The organism is Nonomuraea sp. MTCD27 (genome assembly GCF_041950495.1).
Classification (GTDB): Bacteria; Actinomycetota; Actinomycetes; order Streptosporangiales; family Streptosporangiaceae; genus Nonomuraea.
In genome coordinates this window covers 22,560-44,476 of record NZ_JBGNUW010000037.1, presented here as the reverse complement: position 1 = coordinate 44,476, position 21,917 = coordinate 22,560, and the positions used below count along the sequence as shown (strand labels likewise).

The following is a 21,917-nucleotide window of genomic DNA, read 5'->3' as shown; positions in this document are numbered from 1 at the left end:
ATGACGATCCCGAGCCAAAGCCAGCTACTTCGGCAGGCTGCTGATAAGGAACTGCTCGCCGCCAGCCTCATACGATATGCCGAAGCGCTGAATGGTGTCTTCGCCGGCATGCTGACAAGGCCCGAGAGTGTTGACACGTTCTGGAAGGGGCCGGCCGCAGGCCGATTCGCCACTCACGCCTTGCAACTGCAACGCGAGATCAGCCAGCTCAAAGATAGCTGTACAACCACTGCTGATCGTCTTCGTAAGCAAGCTCAGCTTGCACGTGCGGAGGCGGCGCAGATGCCCAGCTGAGCCCGAGGTTATCTGTTGCGTTCGTAGCAGCTGGTCTTACCGACGATCAAAATGTTCGGCTTCTGTGCATTGCGTACGGTGATCAGGAACGTGATCCCGGTCGTCGGGTGTTGCAGCACGGCCATGCCTAGGTTCTCGTCGCGAAGATCGAGGTCATCCACAATCTTTTCGTACCCTTGCAACCGTAGCCAGCTCGATATCAGAGCGGCTGCGCTACCTGGTGAGTGCACATATGGCGGCCCTTTGAGGTCACCTTGGGCTCGGAAGAATCGCTGAACTTGACCCTTTAGGCAACCTGCTTCGCTGTCCTGGGTGGCCTTTTCGGTCGCGGTCGCCGACCCCGTAGTGGTTAACGCCTGTGAGGCGACTAGTTTGTCGCCGACCGTGATGAGCTGTTTCGAGGCCTCGTCCATCGTGGGCTTGTCAGTGCTCCCCGTGCAACCAGCCACAACCGCGAGAGAGACGAGCACCGCGGCAACAACGGGCAGTCGGCGATCATTTAGGCGCACGCCCTGGACACTACCTAAGCGTCACGCCCTCGTACACCTTGTATGCCTGCTACGTACTAAACGCCTATTTGGCTGCGAGCCTGGAGGGCGGCCAAGCTGGTATCAGCGCGCATCACGCATGATGGCGATTGCTTCTACGGCATCGGCTACCACATGGTCGGCTCGGTGCTTGCGTCCTGACCACGTTCCACGATCGATCCAGATCGTACGAAGTCCGGCCGTCTGCCCGCCTTGGATGTCGGCGATAAGGTTGTCGCCGACCATCCATCCACCCTCGGCCAGGCTGGTTCCGCACCGCTGAGCGGCGATCTCGAACAGGCCGCTCTCAGGCTTCCGGATGTCCTCGACCCCTGAAACGGCGTAGCCGTCGACTGCATCGGCCAGACCAGTACGGCGGAGCTTGCCGAGTTGGTTGTCCGCCATGCCGTTCGTGACAATCCCTACCCGCCACCCGGCGCCCCGCAGTTCGGCTAAGCCCGCTAAAACACCTGGGTAGCACTGGACGAGGTGAGGCATGCGTCGGCGGTAACCGGCCCATAGTTCCTCGACCGACTCCGCCAGCGTGAAGCGTTCGCGGACCCTACTAAAGAACACGTCGCGATGTGGGTGCGTATCCTGATCTTGGGAGGCAAGCCACGCGAGCCCCTCGGAGTCCAAGCGGTGTCGCTCTGCGAACTCCTCGGCCCATCGGCGGAAGGCGGCATCGAGGTCGATAAGCGTTCGATCAAGGTCAAAGAGGGCGAGGCGCTGCACGCCGCCGATCTTAGAGACGAGCGGCTCGATAGCGACAGCCTGCCCTCCGAATCGTGGCGCTGACCTCGGGGAATGCCTTCAAGATCATCCCCCACATGTCCCCAGAACGCTGTCCTACGGCTGCATTCGGCTGCCCTCGGCGGCCTACCGTGGGTCCGGAAAGCAAAAGACCTGCGGTAGAGAAACCGCAGGTCAGAGGCCAAAATGCCTGGTAGAGATGAGTGCCCCCGGCAGGATTCGAACCTGCGGCACCCGCTTTAGGAGACCAGGAGCTGTTTGGAGTCCGATATGTCTTGTAATGGGGGATGAGTAGCTGCCGGTCGATGAGCGTCGACTCGTCAACAATGGCCTTCTGCCATGCATCGGTTGACTGCTGTTTGGCCTGTTCAGGGCGATATATGCGGCGGGAGAAGCGAAAGGCGTTACCGCTCTTCAAATGCGGGTCTCCCCACCAGCCACCACCAAGGCACCGACGCGCACGCCGACCGCTACTCCGGCTACCAGGCGCTCTGGTCGTGTGACCGGTTCATAGGCTGCCACCTCCACGCTCGTTACCCACAAGGGAGTGGCGTGGAACACTGCCCTGCTGGCGTCGTTGGTCGATGGTCCTGGTGAGAGCGGCTGAGCGCTCAGGTCGCTCAGGTCGCACCCAGCGCGCCTCATAGCCATGGCCTGGGGGCCATCCAGTCCGATCTGGGAGTCGGGAAGACGGTTCCGCCCTCAAGTCCACATCATGGGCCCGTCATCCGACGGATCCAGCGCGGTGAGCGGCTTGCCCAGCCTGCCCGTCAGATCGGCGATCACCAACTCGGTGAGGGTGCCGGGAAAGGTGTGCCGGTCGAATTCGATATCCCAGACCATCGTCCACCGGTCGGGGTCCGGATCACTGGTGTCCCACCAGATGAAGTCGCGGCCCTCGGTGTCCGCGCACCACAGCAGCCCTCCTGGAGCGGGATGCACGGCCATCGCCTTGTCTGCGTTCCGGTCGAGATACCCGGCTCGCTGTTCGTGCTGCTCCTGCAGCTCCTCCGGATGCACGATTGAGATGCCGTTGATTCCGATCATCCCGTACCTCTCGAACAACCGTTTGTAGTCGCTCGGCAGCCGTAAGCCGAGCGACCGCTCGATCCCGGCCCAGTCACAGGTGTCGGAACTGGCCGGTTGCTCTCCGATGATCGTCGCCAGCTGCGCCAGCGTGTCCCGCGCTCCTCCCTCCGCGGGTACGGCGGCTTCGACGCCCGGCGGGAACAGCACGCGCGGACGCGGCACCGCCGGCAGCGACAGCACCGGCAGATCCAGCCGTCCGTCCAGCCACCGGTCCAGAAACTCCGAGGCGCTGTACGGCAGCCGCTGCCACCCCACACCGTCCGCGTCGAGCAGCACCACCGGCCACTCGGCCGTCTTGTCGCTGACGGGAAGCCACCAGCACGTCTCGCCCCCGTCGAACATCCCCCACAACCGCAGCCCGCCCGGCTCGGGCGCGATCGGCGACGGGACGACCCGTTGCCCCGCGGCCCGCCGCGTACGCAGCCGCGCGCTCACCACGGCTTCCTCCGCACCCAGGTCGAAGCCCGCCGGCGCGCCTGGAGCGAGCAGCCGCAGCACGCCCGCCAGCCTGCCCACGCCGTGCTCGCCGACCAGCGCGGCATAGTCCTCGGGCACCCCCGTGGCCGCCGCGACCCTCGCCGCCTGCCCTACGACCTCGACCGCGAGCGGTACTCCCGGGAAGGAGGTCCTCTCTGGTACGTCCTTCAGCGCGAGCGGGGCGAACCTCCAGGCGTACGGAGGTGACACCGCGGGCAGGGCCTCTCCCAGGCCAAGGCCGTCGCGTACCCGCGCGGCGAGCACCTCTGTCATGGGCGCGTCCACCAGCTGCCACCGCTCATCCCGCCACTGCTGGACGAAGACCCTGGTCGGCCACTGGTTCGGGTCAGCGGACACCGAGGTATCCCAGAAGTAGTACTCGCTGCCGCGCGACTCACCCCACACCAGCAGCCCGCCCGGTTCGGGATGAAAGGCGAACGGGTGAGATGGCGGATCCGTGCCGCGGATGCTGCGCTGCAGCCCCTGCCGGTCGTCGAGCTGCCGGAAATAGCCGCCGCGCCCGGAGCGATGGGGCACCACGACCCAGATCCACTCCCCGGCCAGCACGGGCCCGTACCTCTCCGCGAACGCCTTGTAGTCGTCGGGAAGCCGGAGACCGAGCCACCGCTCGACGCCGGGCCAGTCGATGGGGAAGGGATCAGAGGGCGGCGGGCCGATGACGGCAGCCAGGGTGGCAAGATCCATATCTGGATTGTGCTGCACCACATGCCCGCCTTTCGACCCGCCTACAGTGAGATGCCTTCCTAGCCACGTTCCCGATGTCTCACGCCGCGGCAAGCTGCTTGAGGAGTTTCGCGACGTCGTCCCACTTGGCTACGGCATCAGGCGCGGGAAAGAACGGATAGGCCGGGGTCAGCGGCTTGTTCGTCAGTGTGCGCAAGGTCGCGAGGCAGGCTTCCGCGAGTTCGTTGAGTCCGCGCCCGCGAAGCGGATCAAGGTTGACGCACAGGGCCCGATTCTTCGGGTAGAGCTGCGCGATACGCAGGTCGTTCCGGCCCGAGACGATGACGCCTGCGGCGGTGTGGGTCAGGATCAGATCTTCCTCGTCGGCCCACTGCTCGAGCAGGGTCCAAAGGGTGCGGACGTCTTCGTTCGCCTGGTCGCGAAGTTCGCTCAGGCTCGGCCGCGCGACGACGGACTTGGCGGAGGCGGCCGCGGTGCGTCCGTACACGGCCGGGACGAGGGTGCGCCATCCGTGATTTTCCGCGACGTACTGCTTGACCTCTACCGCGAGAACCTCCGCGGGGTTCATCTGCTCGTTGAGGAACTCCACGATGCGGCGGAGATCGTCGGGGATGGCGTCGGCGACGAAGACCAACCTGATCTTGCCTGCTCGCAGGTTGTCACCGACCTTGGCGAAGACGGACTCCACGGTGACTGTGTCGTCCTCGCAGAGCTGAGCGACCATCTCTTGGGGATCCCGGCCGGACTCGCGTTGGGTCTGCTCGAACTGTGCCTGAAGGTTGAGCACGGGCCAATAGAGGACTCCGTTGGCGGCGTAGTCGAGCATCTGGCCGACGACCTCGCGGCGGATGCGGCTGTCGCTGGCCCGCTTGACCTCGACCAGGGTAGGGATCCCGTCCTGGTCGACGAAGAGGTGATCGAGGCTCCAGCGTCCGCCGCCTCCGTCGCGGTCGGGGACACCGGCCTCCCTCCGTACCAACAGCCAGCGGCGAGGATCGCCTGGCGTCATCTGCCCGCCCGCCAGGAGGTCCGGGTGAGTGGCGAGCAGTTCCTGAAGAACCTCTTCGGCCCGTAGGGTGCCAGACGCATCGCGAGGAGGCGACCGGACTCGTCGATGTGGAACATTCCGTCGCTGTTCATGGCCGTCCTCCAGCCAGTCGGTGCGGGGGTTGGTCGATGGTGCTCTCAGCGGTCTGGGTACGTCGGAGAGCCGGGCGGAAGCACGAGTTTCGGAAGATCGCGGGCGAGTACGTTGAAGTAGCGCTGCGTCGACCACGACGCCCGATCGCCGATGACGTAGAGGCGCTCCTTGGCGCGGCTGACCGCCAAGGCCACCGACCCCAAGACGGGCAAGACGACCTCACGACCCGTCGTCAACGTCATCACCGGTGAAGGCCAGAAGAACCTCGTCCAGGTCACCGTCGGCACCGACGGTGAGCCCGGCCACGCCACTGGCGTCGTGGTCGCCACCGACGGCCACCCGTTCTGGATCGAGGCCCGTAAGGCATGGATCGCGGCGGAGGTACTCGTCCCCGGCATGTGGCTGCGCACGGCAGCGGGCACCTGGGTCAAGATCACCGCGATCGAGAAGTGGACGGGATCAGCCGGTTGCCGTCGGCGTCGTAGAGGTAGGTGCTGGTCTTGGTCCCGTCGGTGACCTTCTCCAGGCGGCCTTCGGTGTCCCAGGTGGGTGTCTGGGTCGTGGTGCCGATCTTGCGGGTGGTGGTGTTGCCGACGGCGTCGTAGCCGAAACTGTCGGTACGCGCGCCTGCTGCGCCGGTCTGGGTGACCGACGTGAACCGGTGCTGACCCTGGCCAGCAGCCGGATAGGTGTAGGTGCGCACGGTGTCGGCCGCGCCGGCGACGCCGTGCTGGGTCTCCCTTCGTGCGGTTGCCGGTGGCGTCGTAGGTGTAGGAGTGCCAATACGGCTGGATGCCGCCGATCACGCTGGAAGCGGGGGCGGCTGTGCAGTCGATGTCGCCCTCGGTCCAGGCCTCGGTCAGGCGACGCAGTAGTCGTAGCCGAAACACTGGGGTCGGTGCCCAACTTGGACACGTCCGCGATGGAAGTGATGTTGCCGACCGGGTCCTAACGGTAGGTAGCCGAGCGCTCCACGCCGGTCTGGTTCTCGCGTTCCACGCGGGAGTTGGACAGGCGCTGGGTGCCGTGCTCGTAGGAGTAGGTGAACCAGGCGTGCTTGCCCGCTGCGGTGTCGACCTCGTACTGGCCTACCTTGCCGGTCAGGCCGTAGGCGGTGGCCGTCAGGTAGGTGTTCAGGTTGGAGGTGAGGGTGGTGGGCCGGCTGCGAGATGGTGATCAAATCCGCCGAGTTGGAGAACGTATCTAGCGTCGCCAGAGAAGTTCACGCGATAGTCAGGGGGGTGAACTGGGCTCAGGTTATCCCCGCCCTGCTAGGTACGCTCATCGGCGGTCTCATCGGCGGCTCCGTCTCGATCATCACGACTAGATGGACACTGCGGCATCAGCGGGAACTCGAACGTGAGCGACAGCAGGGTTCACGTGAACGTGATGCCGTGCTGAGCGCCCGACGGACCATTACCGAGCTCATCGAGTTGAGACCCAAGCCAAGCGAGGCTGTCGAACTCAGAGATCACCAAGCGATCTTGCGCAACCATCCTCGCCCTTCCGAGGGCGAATGGCCGCCGCGAGAGGAGGACGAGCAATGGGAGAAGAAACGAGACGCTCTGCTACTGCAGCTCCAGATGGCCATCGATGAGTTCTCAGACCCGACAGTCCAGAAGAGACTGGACGACATTCATACCGTGCTGCACTTCGCGGACTTTTGGTGGCAGTACATCGGCAGAGTCGAGTCCTCTACCCGACACTCCGTTGCGCACCACGCCCGGGAAGTCCTGGGGCGGATCAGCCGAGGCGAGCCGGTCGGAGAACCGTCAGCGACGCTCCTACACGCCCTCGGCGAAGTTCAGGAGCAAATTCATATGCAAGAAGAGATGCGGGAGATGCAGCGGGAAGATCGAGAGTGCCGACAACAGGCGGAGCTGAAGGACCTGGAGGCGAAGCTGAAAGGCATTGGGTGGCTACCGCCAGACAATGACGGTAACTGTCATACTGTTTGAGACTTTTCAGGTGACTTGTTCTGTATCGAAGCTGGGTTCCTCCTTGGCAGGTTCGTTGATCCAGACGGCTTGGGGCAGGCTGGGCAGGGGGGCTTGCGTCGGAACCGGCCGGGGTTGGCGTCGTACTGTACGAGCTCGCCCGAGGATGAAAAGCGTTCAGTGGTTTCTGAGGAGTTCCCGATCCGGGAGATCAAGGGAGTCGCCGGGCAGGCCTTACCTCGGAAACGCTATCAAGCGGGATTGCTCCTCAGATAATTAGCAGCCCGCTCGAATGACTCAGGATTGTCCTTGAGTGCTCCAAGCGCGAAGTTGCAAGCCCTGCACAGGATGCCCCGAACACGGTCGGACGTGTGGCAGTGGTCGACGTGCACCTCACCATCCGCAAGGTCTTCCAGGGCCACGAGGCAGATTGCGCACTTATGGTCCTGGGACTTGTTCAGGTCCAGGTACTGAGCCTCGGACAGGCCGAACACTCGCGCCACGTGTGTGAGCCGCCTGCACAGCCGGCAGTGCCGGTTACCCGTTTTGGGATCGATGTACAGGCTCGGTCCGTCGTAGGCGTGCCCCCGGCTGCAGTACTCCTTTTCGCCATTCGCCTGTCCGCGCACGAGAGTGTCGGGGTCTAGGCCCAGGTGTCGTTTTTGGCTAGCCCAGGCGCACTGCTTGCACCGCCTGCGGCCTGACGAAGGATCGATGTAGGTGTTCTCGGTGGTGAACGGGTGTCCGTTCACGCACGGCGCCGGTCAGTCTGGGGATCAACCTGCAGGCGTGGTGTGTGTACCTGATGGTGGTGCACGCGATCCCGGTGCACCGCTGCGTTGAACTGATCTCCTCGCTGGCCGGGGCGAGTCCGTCGCCGGGGTTCGTGCACGGCATGATCGCCCGCGCCGCGAACGCGGTCGCGGGCGCCAACCTGCGTATCCGGACCCTGCTCACGCTGGCCTACGCGGTGTGCTGCGATGAAACGCCGATCCGGGTCGGACCGAAGAAGGCCAAGAAGTACCTGCTGGTCGCCTGCACGCAGCTGTACACCTGGTACCTGCTCGGGGACCGCACCATGGATACCTTCAAGAGGTTCATCATCGCCGACCTGACCGGCGTCATGGTGCACGACCGCTACCAGAACTACGACTCGGCCGAACTCGGCGAGCATCCGCATCAGCTGTGCTGCTCACATCTTCTGCGTGATCTTGAAGACTGCGCCGAGACCTACCCCGGCGCCGCCTGGCCCGCACAGATCCAGACCGCGCTACGAGGGCTCATCCACGCCACCAACCTCGCCCGCGAACAGGGCAGAGATGCCATAGCGGCGGGCACCAAGGCCATGTGGATCAACAGCTTCCGCCACGGGGTGCGGGTCGGCCTATCCGAGGTGCGCCGCCTCCCGGGACCGGCCAAGACCATCACCCAGCCGATCGGCCGTGTCCTGCTGGAAGTACTACGCGACCGCGAGGCCGACATCCTGCGCTTCGCTCATGATCTACGGGTTCCTCCTACCAGCAACCAGGCCGAACGCGACGTCCGCCCGGCCAAGACTCAGCAGAAGATCTCCGGCAGGTTGCGCTCGGAGGTCACCACCGAGCACCGCTACGCCATCCGCGGCTACATCTCCACCGCCACCAAACACGGCACCGACGTACTGACGACGATCCGAAACGCACTCCTCGGCCGCGCCTGGATCCCACCCGACCCGACACCAGCCTGATTCCGGCCACGATCCGCGACGACTCGCGCCTGAAGACGATCACACACCGCGATCATGCAACGCCGGAATGCGCTGGACGTGAATGCGTACCACGCAGCCTGATCCCGAGCATGCTCAGCGCCCCGGCGTGATCGCGACGCGGTGCTGGCGCGAGCGCGACGATCGCCGCGTCCAAGTTTCTGAGCCTGGTCTCCGTCAACTGTGACGTCTTGCTGCCGCCGAGGGCGCTCGACAGGTTGCCTGGCGCGATTTTCGCAGCTCGCGCAGCCACCCGATTGGCGATCCCATGGGTTTCGAGCCGTGCGAGCTGCGCCGACGTGGCGTATCTGATCAACTGTTCCACGTCGGTGATGTCGGGGACATCCTGAGGTATGCGCTCTCTGGGCTCCGGCATTATCCAAAAATAACAACATGCGCTCTCGTCGTGGTCAATGCCAGATGAAAATTTAACATTTATGCATAGCTGCAGCCGTGGGAGTGTGATTGAGGATCATCCTTGAGCAGATGGTGGTGCTATGCCGAAACGACCTCTTATGTGGTTGGGCGTCGCTCTCACAGCTGTCGCTGTGATCGGGCTTGCCGTTTACTTCTCCGTGGTCGGTCTGGACCATGCCGACAAACTGGGAAGCGTCATCGGAGCGCTCGTCGGGGTTGTAGGGCTGGTCTTCACGATCTACGGGATCATGGACTCCTCGGGCCAGGGCGCGAACCAGACTGGGGGTTCCTGGGCTCAGCCGACGCAGGGGGAGATCCGCACTGACGTTCGCGGGACCAAGCACAATGTCACCGTCATCACTCGAACCCCTGATTCAGCCGCTCCCGTGATCGTGATCATCATTATGGTGCTGGCCGTAATGTTCATCGGGACCAGCGCCTGGATGCTGATTGTGCCGAGGGAGGTGTCCCCAACCCCCATGGCCTCGCCTTCGCCCCAGCCCACAGACGGGGCCGACCCAAAGGAAGCAAAGTGCGACAAGGACGTTCAGAACGTCAGCACTGTGCCCGCCGAGACTGGTGGGAAGTACTATGGGCGACTCATGTTGCGGTATTCGCCGAAATGCCGGGGCGCATGGCCGCAGTTCGTGACCACCAAACAGGTGCCGACCGGGGTCAATCTCCGGTTGGAGACTCATCGTTCGATCGACGGCAAGCTCGCCCGCTTCGACTTCCCGTACACACCCAAGCCTCAGGTCTATACAACATTCGGCAATTTGCTGCAGACGGGGAAGGGATGCGTTTGGGCTTCGGTGGTGATCGCTACCCCTCAGGAAACCCTCGTCACCGCTCGAACGCCCTGCGTCCTGCTCTCGTGATGTCACCCGCCCTGCACGTGTATGAGTAGTTCTACGACGAGCCTCTCGCCCATCCGGCCCTTACTTAGGCGGTTCCGCAGCGCGCAGTCCCGATTCCGGTCACCGTCGGGTGGCCGGAGACGGGCCTCACCTCCCAGCTCCCAGCTCCCACAGAGTAGGGAGTGTCAACTTAACGGCTGATCTTGATGGGTGAAGTGGTCAGTTGTCCCGGGGCGGGCCCATTCCGAAGGTTGCGCGTCTTGCTGATCAGCGCTGTAGCGATCATTGCCTCAGATAAGTGAGATGAGCGACAAAGACCTCCTTATGATCGATGCGACAGTCTCGCCTTAGCGGAGGGCGGGCGTGGTCGTGTGCGTACGGGCCACGTGTCCCTCGCGGAGCAGCGGCGGATGCAGGAGATGGGCGGCGCCGCGGCGGTAGAGCGTGGCGGGACGGCCCGGCTCCGCGAGCCGCTGTTCCCCCGTCGCCTCCAGGAACCGGTCGGCACGCGTGACCTTGCGCCGGAAGTTGCTCGGGTCGAGCTTCAACCCCCATACCGTCTCGTAGACCCTGCGTAGGTCGGAGACGGTGAACGGTTCAGGGCAGAACGCCGTCGCCACGGTCGTGTACTCCAGTTGCGACCGGGCCCGCTCCAGCGCGTCACGCAGGATGTTCAGATGGTCGAAGGCTAGCGAGCCGGGCTTACTCAGGATCGATGGCACCGGCACCCACACGGCGTCGGAGGCGTCCGTGCCCGCCGTGGGAATGGGCAGGTCGGGGCCAAGGGCGAGGAACGCCACGGTGATCACGCGGCCGCGGGGGTCGCGGCCTGGCTCGCTGTATGCGCGTAGTTGTTCGAGGTGCAGCCGTGCCGCGTCCAGGCCGGTCTCCTCCTTGAGTTCGCGCTGGGCGGCGTGCTCCAGGGTCTCGCCCGGGCGCAGGTAGCCGCCCGGGAGGGCCCGCCGGCCCCTGTACGGCTCGTTCCCGCGCTCCACCAGGAGAGCGCTCAGCGCCCCGTCTCGGATGGTGAGGATCACGAGGTCGACGGTGACGTCAACCCCCTGCTGGTGCTCGCGTGACACGACTCTCTCCTTTTAGGTCATTCTAACCTTATATTCACCGACTTAAGGTCATACTTACCTGAATTCGTCCTTAGGCGGGGATGGCATGAGCGACGATGCGCATTTACCTGGCCGGCAACCTGCTCATCCGAGGGGCAAGGCCACCCGGCAGCTCTGTGCCGGCGTCTATTTTGACCGGGAGTTCCGTGACTCCGTGATCTTGCGGGTGCTGCTCGATCCCGCGCACCGGGTCGCCCCTTCCTACGGCTTCGACCTGGTGCCCGTGATCGGGCATGCCAAGCGCGCCCTGATGATGGAGATCTGCCAGTGGCTGGGATTCCTGTCGGTGTTCGTGGGGGCGTGGCTGGCCCTTCCCGCGCTGGCCATTACGGTGGGCTGCTTTCTGCTGCTCTGGCTGGCCCTGCGGCACCTAATTCGTACGCTTCCCATGGTGGGACGGCTGCGGGCGCTGGAGGCCATCGACGACTTCATGCACCGCGTCCAATACCGCAGGCAGAAGCGCGAACTGGAGGAACTGCGGCGCGAAGTGAAGCTGGTTGCCGTGGCCTGCCTCGTGCTCCTCGTCACACCCTTCCTTGCAGCGGCGCTGCAGTACCGGTCCGTCGAGAACGTGCTCCGCACGGCCACCATGCTCCTCGCCGCGCTGGCCCTGTTCGCCTTCACCGGCGCCGTGAGCCGGCGACTCGGCGCCAACCGCATGTGGGTGTCCGAATCGCTGGGAACCGGGCGGCTGAGTCAGCGCATGAAACGCATCCGCGAGCAGCAGGCGTCCGAGTACGCGATCTACCGTCGGCCCGTGACGAAGACCGAGGACGACGACGAGGACGACACCCCGCTACGCCTGACAAGGTTATTCGACGACGACCCGCAGGACATCTTTGTCGGCGCGGGCGAGCTCGTACACAAGTGGCTGCCGCCGCTGACCGTGCCTCTGCTCCCGGAGCCAAAGGCCTCAGAAGGTCAGGAGAGTGAGAAGGACGAGGGGGAGGTGGACGACTTCGAGCCGGACGCCTTGATCGACGTCTTGCAGAAGGCCATCGAGGAGGTCGGGGGCGGAGGCCAGCCGACCTCGCTGCCTGGCCTCAGCATCGGGGACCGCATCTACGTCGAGGAGATGGTCCTGTCCAACGACCGAGGCCGTCTACGCCGCCCTCTCGACCAGGACGAGCGCAGGAAGAGCATCAATACCCCTTACGATCCTTTCCACCATTTCCTGGAGATCTCCACCTCGCCGACGGGAGAGGTGGTCGTGACGGTGTTCGTCCGTGTCACCATCAAGGCCAGGACGCTCTGCCTCGACTTCGCGGCCTGCGCCTTGACCCGGCTCCCCCGTGACTACGAGATCCTCGACCACTTCGGCCAGCGGGGATGGGGGTCCGTGGTGAGGGAGGGCCTTCACGCGATCTGGCGCCTGCCGGACGAGATTCTCGCTATGCGGCGGCTCGTCGGTCTGCCGCGGCTGCTCCTGGGCTGGCTGCTGGCGCGCGTCGACTGGACGGTCCTGCCGCACCGAGGCTCGGCCGTCGGGACGGCGCACCGGGTGCGCGAGGATCGCGCCACCCCATGGGAGGACGCCGAGCACGACCGCGCCGAGATCCTCGGCCTGATGAAGATCATCGAGCAGCGACTGTTATGGGCGACTGAGAAGTTCCTGAAGGATCACGGCGTGGACACGTCCGACTTCAAGAAGAGGGCTCAGTTGATCATCAGCGCGAACGTGCTCAACATGGGCGGCCGGATGGACATCCGCGACTCGGCCATCGGCCCGAACGCCTCCCGTACCAACCAGTCCCGGACCAGCCAGCAGCAGGAACCCGATGACCAAGGGGATGGTGAATGATCGTGACCCAGCAGCGCGTCGACGGCATTCTCAATTACGGCGGCACCATGACCGTGCGCGACTCGGCAGTGGGCAGCAACGCCAAGGTGGCGCGGACCGCTTCCTCGCCGCACAGCGGAGCGGCGGAGCGCGCCCAGGTGGGGGTGGTCACCATCCTCCCACTCGAAACCCAGGCCGTGCGGCTCGCCCTCGACCTGCGCAACGAACGCATCGGCGACCTGACGTTCTACCGGGCGGTCGTGGACGGGGTATCGGTGGCCGCCATCATGGCCCTGGAGCAGGGGCAACGCTCCGCCATGGCCGCCTACAACCACCTGGTCGGCGTCTTCGACCCCGAGATCGCCGTGCTGGTAGGAATCGGCGGGGGCATCCACGAGTCCGTGGCCATCGGCGACGTGGTCCTGGCCACGGAGATGGTCTACTACGACCGGCGCAAGGTCACGCCCTCGGGCACCCCCCGCCGCGGTGAGACCCGACCGGCGCCCGCAGCCGTCGGGCACGCGGTCAACGCCTTCCTCACCGATCTCGACCCACCCGGCGCCCTGACGATCGAGGACCCCGAGGGAACGTCGCGCTCGATGGCCATACACGCGGGCCCCATCGGATCAGGGGAGGCGGTCATCGCGGACGAGGACGCCGCGGAGATCGCGTTCCTGGCCTCGTTCAACGACAAGATCCTCGCCGTGGACATGGAGGCGGGCGGGCTCGGGCAAGCCTGCCACGAACGGTCCGCCGCCTCGGGGCGACAGCACCGGTGGATGGTGGTGCGCGGCATCTCCGATCGCGCCGACCAGAACAAGTCCGACGCACCCCAGAGGGTCGCGGCCTGGCATGCCGCCCAGGTCTTGCGCCGGCTCCTCCCGTACCTCGAAAACAAGCGATGAACGACTTCACCCAGGGTGTCATCAGCTCGATGGCGGCGACTGCGCTCTCCGTCGCGGTGGGGTGGATCCTGTCCGCGCGTGCTCGTGAGTGGGCCGTCGCCGCGCTGTCCCGCTATTCCGGATTGGGGGTGCGCAAGCTGCACCGCCAGCAGCGGCGGGCGGCGGACGAGCTGGCCGCCGACCTCGCCAGGGCGCGATGGGTCGGGGTGCTGACCGGGCGCGGGAACGAGCTCACCCGGGACGCCTTCGCGCCCATTTGGTCGGGTGCTGTACGGCCCCTCGACGCGGTCCGGGTGCTGCTTCCCGATCCCCGGCCGGGCTCCTGGCTGGTCAGGCGCGAGGAGTCGCTGCTGCGGTTCGACCGGGGGCTGCGGCCGGGCATGCTGCTGGAGCAGGTGCGTAACAACGCCGAGTACGTGCGCGAGGTGGCGCTGCACCTGGATGTCGTCGAGTTGCGCTTCTACGATCTGCCGAATCTGTATCGCATCATCCTGACCGACGAGGTCGCGTACATCACCCTGTACGGCGACACGGAACACGGCCGCAATTCGCCGTGCGTGGTCGCGCGGCGGCCGGGGCTGCTCTACGAGCTCGCACTCTGCATCTTCACCAGCACCTGGGAGGCTAGCGGCCGCGGACGGGAGGAGGAGAGAGACGATGACGGCCAGGAGAAGAGCGTGTCGCCGCCGAGAAGGTCGGCCCGGGGGAGACCCCCGTCCATGGCTGGCATGACGACATAGTGGACTATCCCGAATGTGGCATTGCAACAGCAACGACCTGGGGAAATACCGTCAAGATCATCCCAACCATATCCCCGGAGCACGGTACTACGGCTGCGTACAGGCGCTCTCGACTGCCTATCAAAGTCCACCAAGCAAAAGACCTGCGGCTGATAAACCGCAGGTCAGAGGGCGAAAAGCCTGGTGGAGAAGTGTGTCCCCGGCGGGCACACGCTGCCTCAAGCTGCCCAACGGCGATCTCCGCATCCGCCGTGCTGACCTGGACCGCTGGCTCGACGCGATGGAGGAGGCCGCCTGATGAAGGACTCACGTACGACGTGCGCGTCTACAAGACCGAGATCTACATGGGAACGACGACCACGACCTACTACGTGCGGTGGACGGTAGGCGGCAAGCTCTGGCGCAAGCCCTTCCGAATCGCGGCCCAACCGATACCTACCGCGGTGAGCTCCAGCCGCTGCCCGCAGGGGAGAGGCGTTCAGCCGCGCCGCTGGCGAACCCGTCTCCTGGGGCCGAAGAAACCGGGCGGACATGACCTGGTACGACTTCGTCTGCAAATTCGTGGACATGAAGTGGAAGCCAGCCGCGCCCGAAGTACCGTCAGGACATCGCCCGCGCCCTCACCACCGCCACGCCCGCCATGTACAACACGACGCGTGGCAAGCCGGAAGACCGTGCACTCCGCACTGCGATGCACCGTTGGGCCTGCAACAGCAAGCAACGCGAGGAGTTCGCCTCGCCTCTGGCGGCGCGGCCGTATGACCTACGCCACGCGTGCGTCTCGACCTGGCTCAACGCCGGAGTGCCCGCGCCCCAGGTCGCCGAGTGGGCAGGTCACAGCGTGGACGTGTTCTTGCGTGTCTACGCCAAGTGCATCGTCGGCCAGGACGAGGCAGCCAGGCGCCGGATCTCCGATGCTCTGATGTGACGATCAGGCCAGTGTTCGAAAGGGGCGCCCTTCGACCGAAGAGCGCCCTTTCGGCGATCGACTTACTCGTGACCCTGGAAAATGTGGACCACCTCGGCCGCCCGCGAGGGGGACACGACCACCCCGTGCATGCACGTGCCCAAGAAGAACGCTGACACAACGGAAAACGCTTCCCTTGATCTGGGAGGTGGAGTTCGTTGAAACGATAATCGCCACCGATACCTGGCGTGAACGTCCGATTCGTGATCGAAAATTGCCAGCGCCGACTACCGTCGAAGGGGATATAAGTGTCGGCCATCGTGATCACCGCGGACTGATCCATGGATACATGCAGGTCGTGTGAGGTGCATGAGCCATTTACACCCGCCGGACTCTCGTTGCTTGCCCGTTTTAATCTTTAGATATTGATTGGTCAAGTAAATCCCGCAGGGACACATACGTCCCGTTTGGGCTATTTGAAATGCATGATACCGGTAGGTTCTTGGCGCCAGCGCGCGTGCGTGATTCTCGCCCCACATACACTTGCAACATGGAACTGGCTGGGCTGGCCCTTACGCTGCTCGGAACCGTAGCTGGCGTCGTGAGCGCATACTTCGGCTGGGTTCCGATAAGGGATGCCTGGGCGAGGCGTCGCACCTCGCGAAGTGCGGCTGGCGCCGCCGCTCATGTCGAGGTGCTGCCCGGCAAGATAACCCCGGCAAGGCTCATCAAGAATCGGCGGTCCCGGATACGCATAACGTCGACGGCGGTCAGTTCCCTGCTACTATTTTCTGCTGGATTCGCAGTTAATCACTTCTGGCCCAAGGCGAGTATCTCCGGCGCTCAAGGCTGCCGTGATCGTCAAACTGGAAACCGAGTCGTCATTGGTGTCGATCTGCCGTTTGCCGGCGAATCACAGCAAACCTCCGACGACACGGTTAGGGCGATGGAGCTATATCTGGAGGACATCGACTACGAGATTGCTGGATGCAAGATCGCTCTGAAGCGGTACAATAACGCGGCCGGCGGCGCGAAGCGATGGGATAAGAGGAACTGTTACGAGAATGCCCAAGAGCATGTGGCCACCGCTGACGAAATAGCTGTCGTGGGACCCTATAACTCGGGCTGCGCCGAGGCGCAAATCGGGGTTTTGAACAGAGATGGCTCCGGTCCCATGCTGATGATCTCGCATTCAAATACTTACCCGGGTTTAACGAAATCCTGGGAGCCTGACGAACCCGAGAAGTATTATCCGCAGGGCAAGCGTAACTATGCACGGATTGTAACAACTGACGATTACCAAGGTAAGGCAGGTGTCCGACTAGCGAAGGAAATCGGTGCGCGGAGCTGTTATGTTCTCGATGACGGCGAAACGTATGGCAGTGGCGTTGCCGACCGGTTTGTGGAGACAGCCCAGGCAAATGGCTTGGAGATTGCCGGTAGCGACTCGTGGGATTCGTCCGATAAAAGTTACGCTGCGCTGTTCCAACAGATCAGGGCTGCGGATCCCGATTGTATCTATCTGGGTGGAATATTTGACCGCAACGGCAAACAGCTCATTCGCGACAAGGTCAACTATCTTGGATTGAATTCCATCATCAAATTAATTGCTGCTGATGGGTTCAGTGGATATGCTGACTTGCAGCAAATGTCTGAGTCCGAGGGGATGTACCTTACTTTTGCCGGTATGGACCTCTCCAGGATACACGCAACGTCTGCGAAGGCGTCTAAATTGATGGCTGATTTCGAGAAAAGATATGGTCGGCAGCCAAGTGGCACCTATGTCCTTTATGGAGTTCAGGCACTTCAGGTCGTATTGGCGGCAATAGAACGGTCTGATGCCACTAGAAGAGGCGTGAGGGATGCATTCTTTGCCGAACCGGGCATTGCTATCAAGAAAGCCGATTCGATCATCGGCAGGTCGCTCAGTTTTGACACATCAACTGGGGATGTAAACCAGAAGGATATTACGGTTCTCCAAATGCGCAACGGCAGTGAAGAATATGTCAAGATCATCGACGGGTCGTAGTGCAGATCGACAGAACTTCACAAGCCTCGTCCACACATCTTCCCTGTTTACGTCGAACCGGGCGGGCGCGAAGATGGCGTGTCCCTCCCATCGAACCTGTTCCAGGTGGCCGTGGTCAGGCCGTCCATAACAAAATCGCACACTGTTGCCGGGATTAATGGGAAATGTCCGGTTTCTGGTTGGTTGAGAAGTGCTCTAGAGGCTGGCTGGGCGAAGCCAGCGGTACCTCCGCTGGCGACCTGGGCTCGCTCGGTAGGCCTGGCACATGTGAGGGTGGCGTGACCTTGGGCCAGCCCGGGGCGCCGGCCGGGACGAGTGACAGGCGGCCACATTTGGCGGGACGAAGAAACTGACGCTTCCCGCGACGTCGCTGGCGCGGGTTCAAGGCCCGGGCTCACTTGAGACCTGGTTCAAGGCTTTACTGCTGTGCGTGCCTGATGTATGACGGAGTGTGAGCGTGTACGCACCCACGCTTCAGCAATTCACCGGCTTTGACCGAGAGGTGCGTGATCCCGATGAGCATCAGTACCGACACCAGCACACCCGCCGAGGATCTACGAGTTCAGTCAACGATCCCTGCTCAGCGCCCGTCCACGGAGGCACCGCCGAGCCCCCAGGACGCGGCGACGGCGACTGCGCAGATCGATCTGGCGGCTCTGCGTGAATCCCTGAGCCCTGCTCAGCGCAAGGGTCTCGCATGCGTTCAATGCGGCAGGGACGACGGGCTCCTCGAACCCGCGGGCACCCTGCTCGACGTCAAGGTCGTGGAGTGTTACGCGCATCAGCGCGCCCGTCGTGAAGCCGCCAATCCGGCCGAATGGCTCGCGCTGAGCGCCTGCCCATCGTGGTGCGACCGCGAGCACGCTCGTCCGATCATCCAGAAGACCGCCAGCACGGAAGCTATTGCCTGGACACCGCTCTTCAGGTGATGCCATACGACAACTACGGGACTCCGGAGAATCCGCAGTACAAACCCGTCGTCTCCATGATCAACCTCGTCCAGCACTACCGGGAGGCGGAGCCGCGCGTCTGCTTAGGAGACACCGGAGATCACTGCAATTACTACATGACGCTCGACGAAGCACAGGAGATCGCACTCAACCTCCTCATGCTGGTCGTGGCCGGCCGCGACCGGGCAGAAATCGCCGATTCGCAACCACCAGAGAGCATGACGCCGGGTTGCCACCCGTGGTGCGCTCAGCACCGCCCCGACGACATCTGTGACAGCGGCGTCATCGAAGGAGCATGGCTCACCCACGACGAGGGCGACGGCGCTCTGATCTGGTTCCACGGATACGGAGATGACGGAATGAGCGTTCAGCACGCTGAGCGGCTTGTACGCGCGATCCTCAACCTCGCCGTATTGGCCCGCAGCACTCGGCCGGCCGCATAGCGCCCTTGCTGCGGAGCAAACGCGCCACGGGCCATTCGCCACGGCCGAGAGAGCCGGCGGTGTCCGCTGACCGCAGCGGACACCGCCGAATGCGGCCCGTGTCTCCGTCGACGAGCGGGGCCGTGGTGGCGACGGCGATCTCTCGGACTTGCCGGAAGTCGAAAGCCGTGTCCGTCGGAACGATATGTTCAGCGCCGTGTGCAGTGGCGGACTTCAGGCTGATGGGCATCGCGCCGCCCGTTGGTACGCACAAGATCTTCCAGGCGTCGCTCGACACGCAAATGGGTGCTGACCCGCTCACTGCCGGTACCTCTCCACAAGGTCCTATTCGGCTCTCCTTTGCCCCGCAAAGCTGCCGGTTCGCTGTTCAATGAGGCTCTGCGACCTTTGCCGCGAGCCGAGGTGATCGTTTTGGCGTACAAGGGAATCATCGCCAGCCAGATGTCGCTCAAGAGGCTGTTCAATGAGTCCTTCTACTCCATTGATTACTACCAGCGCGAATACGTATGGGGTGAGGACGAGGTCCGTGCTCTGATCACCGACCTTCGCCAAGGCTTCGGACCGGTCGATGCGCGCGGCACTCATGTGCGGCCTGGCGTGGAGTCACAGTACTTTCTCGGCCCCTTCGTCTACTACGAGAGCGCCAGAGGCCAGCGCTCGTTGGTAGACGGGCAGCAGCGATTCACGACGCTGCTGCTGATGCTCATGCGGCTGCGGTCCATGGGCATCCAGTACGAGGAAACCAGACACGTCGAGATACTCACCCCACTGATTCGATCCCAGCAACGATCGCAAGCACGCTACCGGGTCGATCTGTGGGATGCCGACAGGGTGTTGAAGGCGATCTTCGAGGACCGGAACTACGAGATCGGCCAGGGGGATTCCCTGTCGGTGCGCAACATCTGGCGGCGGAGCCGCGACGTGGAGTCGCTGCTGGCGGACATCTCGTCCACCTCGTACGCGTCCTTCGTGGACTGGTTGCTCGAAGACGTGATCTTGGCGGGGATCCGGGCGACGGACAGCAGCAACGCGTTCCGGATTTTCGAGTCGATGAACGATCGCGGCGCCCGCCTCACGTCGGTGGACCTGGTCAAGAGCTACCTCCTGTCGCACGTCCGCGACAACGTGGACAAGCTCAACCAGCAGTGGCGGCATATGCTGGCGGAACTGGCCGCGGTCCAGGACGACCGCCTCGTGGCCAGCCAATTCCTCAAAGCCGTTCTACAGGGCAGGTACGCGCGACTCGGCGACGACCATGACGACATGCGGGAAATCGACGCCGCGCTGAATCTCTGGGTGCGCAAGAATGACAAGCTCCTCGGCCTTCTCGGCAGGACGGACAAGTTTCACGACTTCGTCGACGAGCTGCTGCAGCTTGCTGTGCGCTACCGCACCTTTCTGGAGGCCACCCGCGTCTACCACAAGGAGCTGGCGGAGCTCTACTTCAACGAACGCAATGGACTCGGCTTGCAAATGGTCGCCATTTTCGCAGCTGTACGGCCCGAGGACGGCCCAGAGACCGCCAAGGGGAAGGCGCGCCGAGTGGCCGCTTTCCTCGATCGCTGGTACGTGCTGCGCGTGCTGACGGACCTGCCCGTCCAGCAGCGGGACATCCAGAAGGTGGTGGAATCGCTGCTGCCGGCGCTGCGTCGCTGCCGCACGGTTGAGGACGTCTCCGCCGTGCTCGCCGAACAGATCGCCGGCGAAGAGTACGAGCCCGTCAACCTGGACGGGTTCGGCCTCCGAGGCACCAACCGCTCTGCGATCAAATATCTTCTGGCGCGGCTGACGGACTTCGTTCAGGACGGGTGTGGTCAGCTGGGCGATGCCGGTGACTACCTCGATGAGGTCAACCAGATCGAGCACCTGTACGCGAACAAGCCGGATCGGCACCGCGGTGAGGAGCCCGATCTGATGAAATTCCGCTCCCTGCGCAATCGGTTCGGGGTGCTGGTTCTGTTGCCCGCGTCGGACAACGCGAGCCTGGGGGCCATGCCGCTGTCGGAGAAAGTGACACGCTATGGCAGGCAGAACGTGCTGGTCGGGGTCCTATCCCGGGACTATCGCGAGAACTTCCCCGACCTGCATGTGTTCGCAAAGAAGCATGATCTCCTGTCTTTCCTGCGGCCCATAAAGGAGGGGGCCACGATGGCCCAGGTCATCGAACTGAGGCAGGAGCTGTATCTGCGGCTGTGCGCACGGATCTGGTCGCTGGACCGCATAGGCGTCGACGTCTCCGCCATCCCGGAGTACCGAGATCCGTTCGTGCACGTGGAACGGGAAGAGTTGGTGAGTCTGCCGAAACTACAGACCGATGTCGCCAAGATGGTCCGCGCCGGCGTCATCGCGCCGGGCACGCGTATCGTCTTGAACTATCGGAGTGTGGATCATTGGGCGGAGATTCGCGCGGACGGTAGGCTCCGGCTGGAAGCCACAGGTGAAGTCTTCTCGAAGGTGGACGAGGCGGCGGGCTTTGTCCGGAACGCGAAGACGGGGAACGGGATGAAGCAGTGGCAGATCCGCTCTTCCGACGGTCGGTCGTTGAGTCTGCGTGACCTCAAGGAAGCCCGTCAGAGCAGTCGCTGAACCGCCGGAGATGAATCTGTTCGCCGTTACCGCATGGAGCCGGGTGGATGAAGCGGCATACCTGCTCGTCAGAGCTCGTCCTGGCAACTCAGTGAATCTGGTTGTTCCGTATGCGTGGCCCTGCTGGCCGAGACCAGTTGGAGCAGGTTTCTGGCAAGGTCCTCTGCCTCGTCGTGAGTCAGGACGTCCCCCGGGCAGTCGTCGGGTCCGGACAGACCGATGACGGGGGGCAAGTTCGCGGAATCCTGGCGCAGAGCGACCAGCACGGACGATGAGTAGCACTCGTTCCCCGCCCAGTACGGGTAATGCTTGAGCTCAACCGCGAGAACCTCGGACGAGTGCTCGACGTCGAACGGTGCCTTATGTTCCTCGCGGCACCAAGAGGGGCAAGGTGTGCGCTGAGTGCTGAGGATCGTGTTGTGCGCGTGACGTAGTGCCTGGGCCAGCGGCGCCAGCCAGACACCGTCCCCTGCGCTCAGAGATTTCGGCATTGTCCTGAAAGCGGGTAGGCCCAG

Annotated in this window: 21 protein-coding genes; 12 read left to right on the top strand and 9 right to left on the bottom strand. The window is 63.7% G+C overall.

Translation table 11 applies throughout. The features are described 5' to 3' along the window. The gene (locus ACBJ59_RS57965) at nucleotides 1–294 is read left to right on the top strand and encodes a hypothetical protein (protein ID WP_375118534.1); all 294 of its coding nucleotides are present in this window, start codon (nucleotides 1–3) and stop codon (nucleotides 292–294) included. Nucleotides 295–302: 8 nt separating this feature from the next. On the opposite strand, the gene ACBJ59_RS57960 is transcribed toward ACBJ59_RS57965, so the two are convergent. The 5 genes from ACBJ59_RS57960 to ACBJ59_RS57940 all read right to left on the bottom strand — a co-directional run bounded on the left by ACBJ59_RS57960 (nucleotide 303) and on the right by ACBJ59_RS57940 (nucleotide 5,689). Beyond that, nucleotides 303–707, bottom strand: a complete 405-nt coding sequence (locus ACBJ59_RS57960; RefSeq protein ID WP_375118533.1) for a hypothetical protein — start codon at nucleotides 705–707, stop codon at nucleotides 303–305. 198 nt (nucleotides 708–905) lie between these two features. Further along, nucleotides 906–1,556 (bottom strand): HAD family hydrolase, encoded by a 651-nt coding sequence (locus ACBJ59_RS57955; RefSeq protein ID WP_375118532.1) that lies wholly within the window; start codon nucleotides 1,554–1,556, stop codon nucleotides 906–908. Between the two features lie 720 nt (nucleotides 1,557–2,276). Continuing rightward, complete coding sequence (locus ACBJ59_RS57950; protein WP_375118531.1) at nucleotides 2,277–3,845, bottom strand: SMI1/KNR4 family protein; 1,569 nt, start codon at nucleotides 3,843–3,845, stop codon at nucleotides 2,277–2,279. A gap of 79 nt (nucleotides 3,846–3,924) precedes the next feature. Then, a complete protein-coding gene (locus ACBJ59_RS57945; protein ID WP_375118530.1) occupies nucleotides 3,925–4,854 on the bottom strand; it encodes a hypothetical protein in 930 nt (309 codons plus the stop codon). A gap of 565 nt (nucleotides 4,855–5,419) precedes the next feature. Next, the gene (locus ACBJ59_RS57940) at nucleotides 5,420–5,689 is read right to left on the bottom strand and encodes a hypothetical protein (protein WP_375118529.1); all 270 of its coding nucleotides are present in this window, start codon (nucleotides 5,687–5,689) and stop codon (nucleotides 5,420–5,422) included. Nucleotides 5,690–6,155: 466 nt separating this feature from the next. On the opposite strand from ACBJ59_RS57940, the gene ACBJ59_RS57935 reads away from it, so the two are divergent. Continuing rightward, a complete protein-coding gene (locus tag ACBJ59_RS57935) occupies nucleotides 6,156–6,944 on the top strand; it encodes a hypothetical protein (RefSeq protein ID WP_375118528.1) in 789 nt (262 codons plus the stop codon). 230 nt (nucleotides 6,945–7,174) lie between these two features. On the opposite strand, the gene ACBJ59_RS57930 is transcribed toward ACBJ59_RS57935, so the two are convergent. Continuing rightward, nucleotides 7,175–7,417 carry an endonuclease VII domain-containing protein gene (locus tag ACBJ59_RS57930; protein WP_375118583.1) on the bottom strand — a complete coding sequence of 81 codons (243 nt, stop codon included), beginning with the start codon at nucleotides 7,415–7,417 and terminating at the stop codon, nucleotides 7,175–7,177. A 275-nt stretch (nucleotides 7,418–7,692) separates the two neighbouring features. Here ACBJ59_RS57930 and ACBJ59_RS57925 point away from each other — a divergent pair, with 275 nt between their 5' ends. Next, nucleotides 7,693–8,649, top strand: coding sequence for a transposase (locus tag ACBJ59_RS57925; RefSeq protein WP_375118582.1), 957 nt, complete (start codon nucleotides 7,693–7,695; stop codon nucleotides 8,647–8,649). A gap of 52 nt (nucleotides 8,650–8,701) precedes the next feature. Here ACBJ59_RS57925 and ACBJ59_RS57920 read toward each other — a convergent pair whose 3' ends face one another. Beyond that, entirely contained in the window at nucleotides 8,702–9,043 is a 342-nt protein-coding gene (locus tag ACBJ59_RS57920) for a hypothetical protein (protein WP_375118527.1), read from the bottom strand. Nucleotides 9,044–9,215: 172 nt separating this feature from the next. Between ACBJ59_RS57920 and ACBJ59_RS57915 the strand changes: the two genes are divergently transcribed. Next, complete coding sequence (locus ACBJ59_RS57915) at nucleotides 9,216–9,962, top strand: DUF2690 domain-containing protein (RefSeq protein ID WP_375118526.1); 747 nt, start codon at nucleotides 9,216–9,218, stop codon at nucleotides 9,960–9,962. Between the two features lie 326 nt (nucleotides 9,963–10,288). Here ACBJ59_RS57915 and ACBJ59_RS57910 read toward each other — a convergent pair whose 3' ends face one another. Further along, the gene (locus tag ACBJ59_RS57910; protein ID WP_375118525.1) at nucleotides 10,289–11,023 is read right to left on the bottom strand and encodes an NUDIX domain-containing protein; all 735 of its coding nucleotides are present in this window, start codon (nucleotides 11,021–11,023) and stop codon (nucleotides 10,289–10,291) included. An 85-nt stretch (nucleotides 11,024–11,108) separates the two neighbouring features. Here ACBJ59_RS57910 and ACBJ59_RS57905 point away from each other — a divergent pair, with 85 nt between their 5' ends. The 8 genes from ACBJ59_RS57905 (at nucleotide 11,109) to ACBJ59_RS57870 (ending at nucleotide 21,402) form a co-directional block, all read left to right on the top strand. Next, on the top strand, nucleotides 11,109–12,863 hold the full coding sequence (locus ACBJ59_RS57905; RefSeq protein ID WP_375118524.1) for a hypothetical protein: 1,755 nt from the start codon (nucleotides 11,109–11,111) through the stop codon (nucleotides 12,861–12,863). After that, nucleotides 12,860–13,747 (top strand): hypothetical protein, encoded by an 888-nt coding sequence (locus ACBJ59_RS57900; RefSeq protein WP_375118523.1) that lies wholly within the window; start codon nucleotides 12,860–12,862, stop codon nucleotides 13,745–13,747. The genes ACBJ59_RS57905 and ACBJ59_RS57900 overlap by 4 nt, the downstream gene beginning before the upstream one ends. Then, nucleotides 13,744–14,487, top strand: a complete 744-nt coding sequence (locus ACBJ59_RS57895) for a hypothetical protein (protein ID WP_375118522.1) — start codon at nucleotides 13,744–13,746, stop codon at nucleotides 14,485–14,487. Before ACBJ59_RS57900 ends, ACBJ59_RS57895 begins: the two co-directional genes overlap by 4 nt. A 691-nt stretch (nucleotides 14,488–15,178) precedes the next feature. Beyond that, nucleotides 15,179–15,415, top strand: coding sequence for a hypothetical protein (locus tag ACBJ59_RS57890; protein ID WP_375118521.1), 237 nt, complete (start codon nucleotides 15,179–15,181; stop codon nucleotides 15,413–15,415). 529 nt (nucleotides 15,416–15,944) lie between these two features. Continuing rightward, nucleotides 15,945–17,423, top strand: coding sequence for a branched-chain amino acid ABC transporter substrate-binding protein (locus ACBJ59_RS57885; protein ID WP_375118520.1), 1,479 nt, complete (start codon nucleotides 15,945–15,947; stop codon nucleotides 17,421–17,423). A gap of 515 nt (nucleotides 17,424–17,938) precedes the next feature. Next, nucleotides 17,939–18,352: a hypothetical protein gene (locus tag ACBJ59_RS57880; protein WP_375118519.1), complete on the top strand. Its 414-nt coding sequence runs from the start codon at nucleotides 17,939–17,941 to the stop codon at nucleotides 18,350–18,352. Then, nucleotides 18,352–18,816: a hypothetical protein gene (locus tag ACBJ59_RS57875; RefSeq protein ID WP_375118518.1), complete on the top strand. Its 465-nt coding sequence runs from the start codon at nucleotides 18,352–18,354 to the stop codon at nucleotides 18,814–18,816. The genes ACBJ59_RS57880 and ACBJ59_RS57875 overlap by 1 nt, the downstream gene beginning before the upstream one ends. A gap of 411 nt (nucleotides 18,817–19,227) precedes the next feature. Beyond that, on the top strand, nucleotides 19,228–21,402 hold the full coding sequence (locus ACBJ59_RS57870; RefSeq protein WP_375118517.1) for a DUF262 domain-containing protein: 2,175 nt from the start codon (nucleotides 19,228–19,230) through the stop codon (nucleotides 21,400–21,402). A gap of 68 nt (nucleotides 21,403–21,470) precedes the next feature. Here ACBJ59_RS57870 and ACBJ59_RS57865 read toward each other — a convergent pair whose 3' ends face one another. Continuing rightward, nucleotides 21,471–21,893 (bottom strand): hypothetical protein, encoded by a 423-nt coding sequence (locus tag ACBJ59_RS57865; RefSeq protein WP_375118581.1) that lies wholly within the window; start codon nucleotides 21,891–21,893, stop codon nucleotides 21,471–21,473. Between the last annotated feature and the right edge of the window lie 24 nt (nucleotides 21,894–21,917).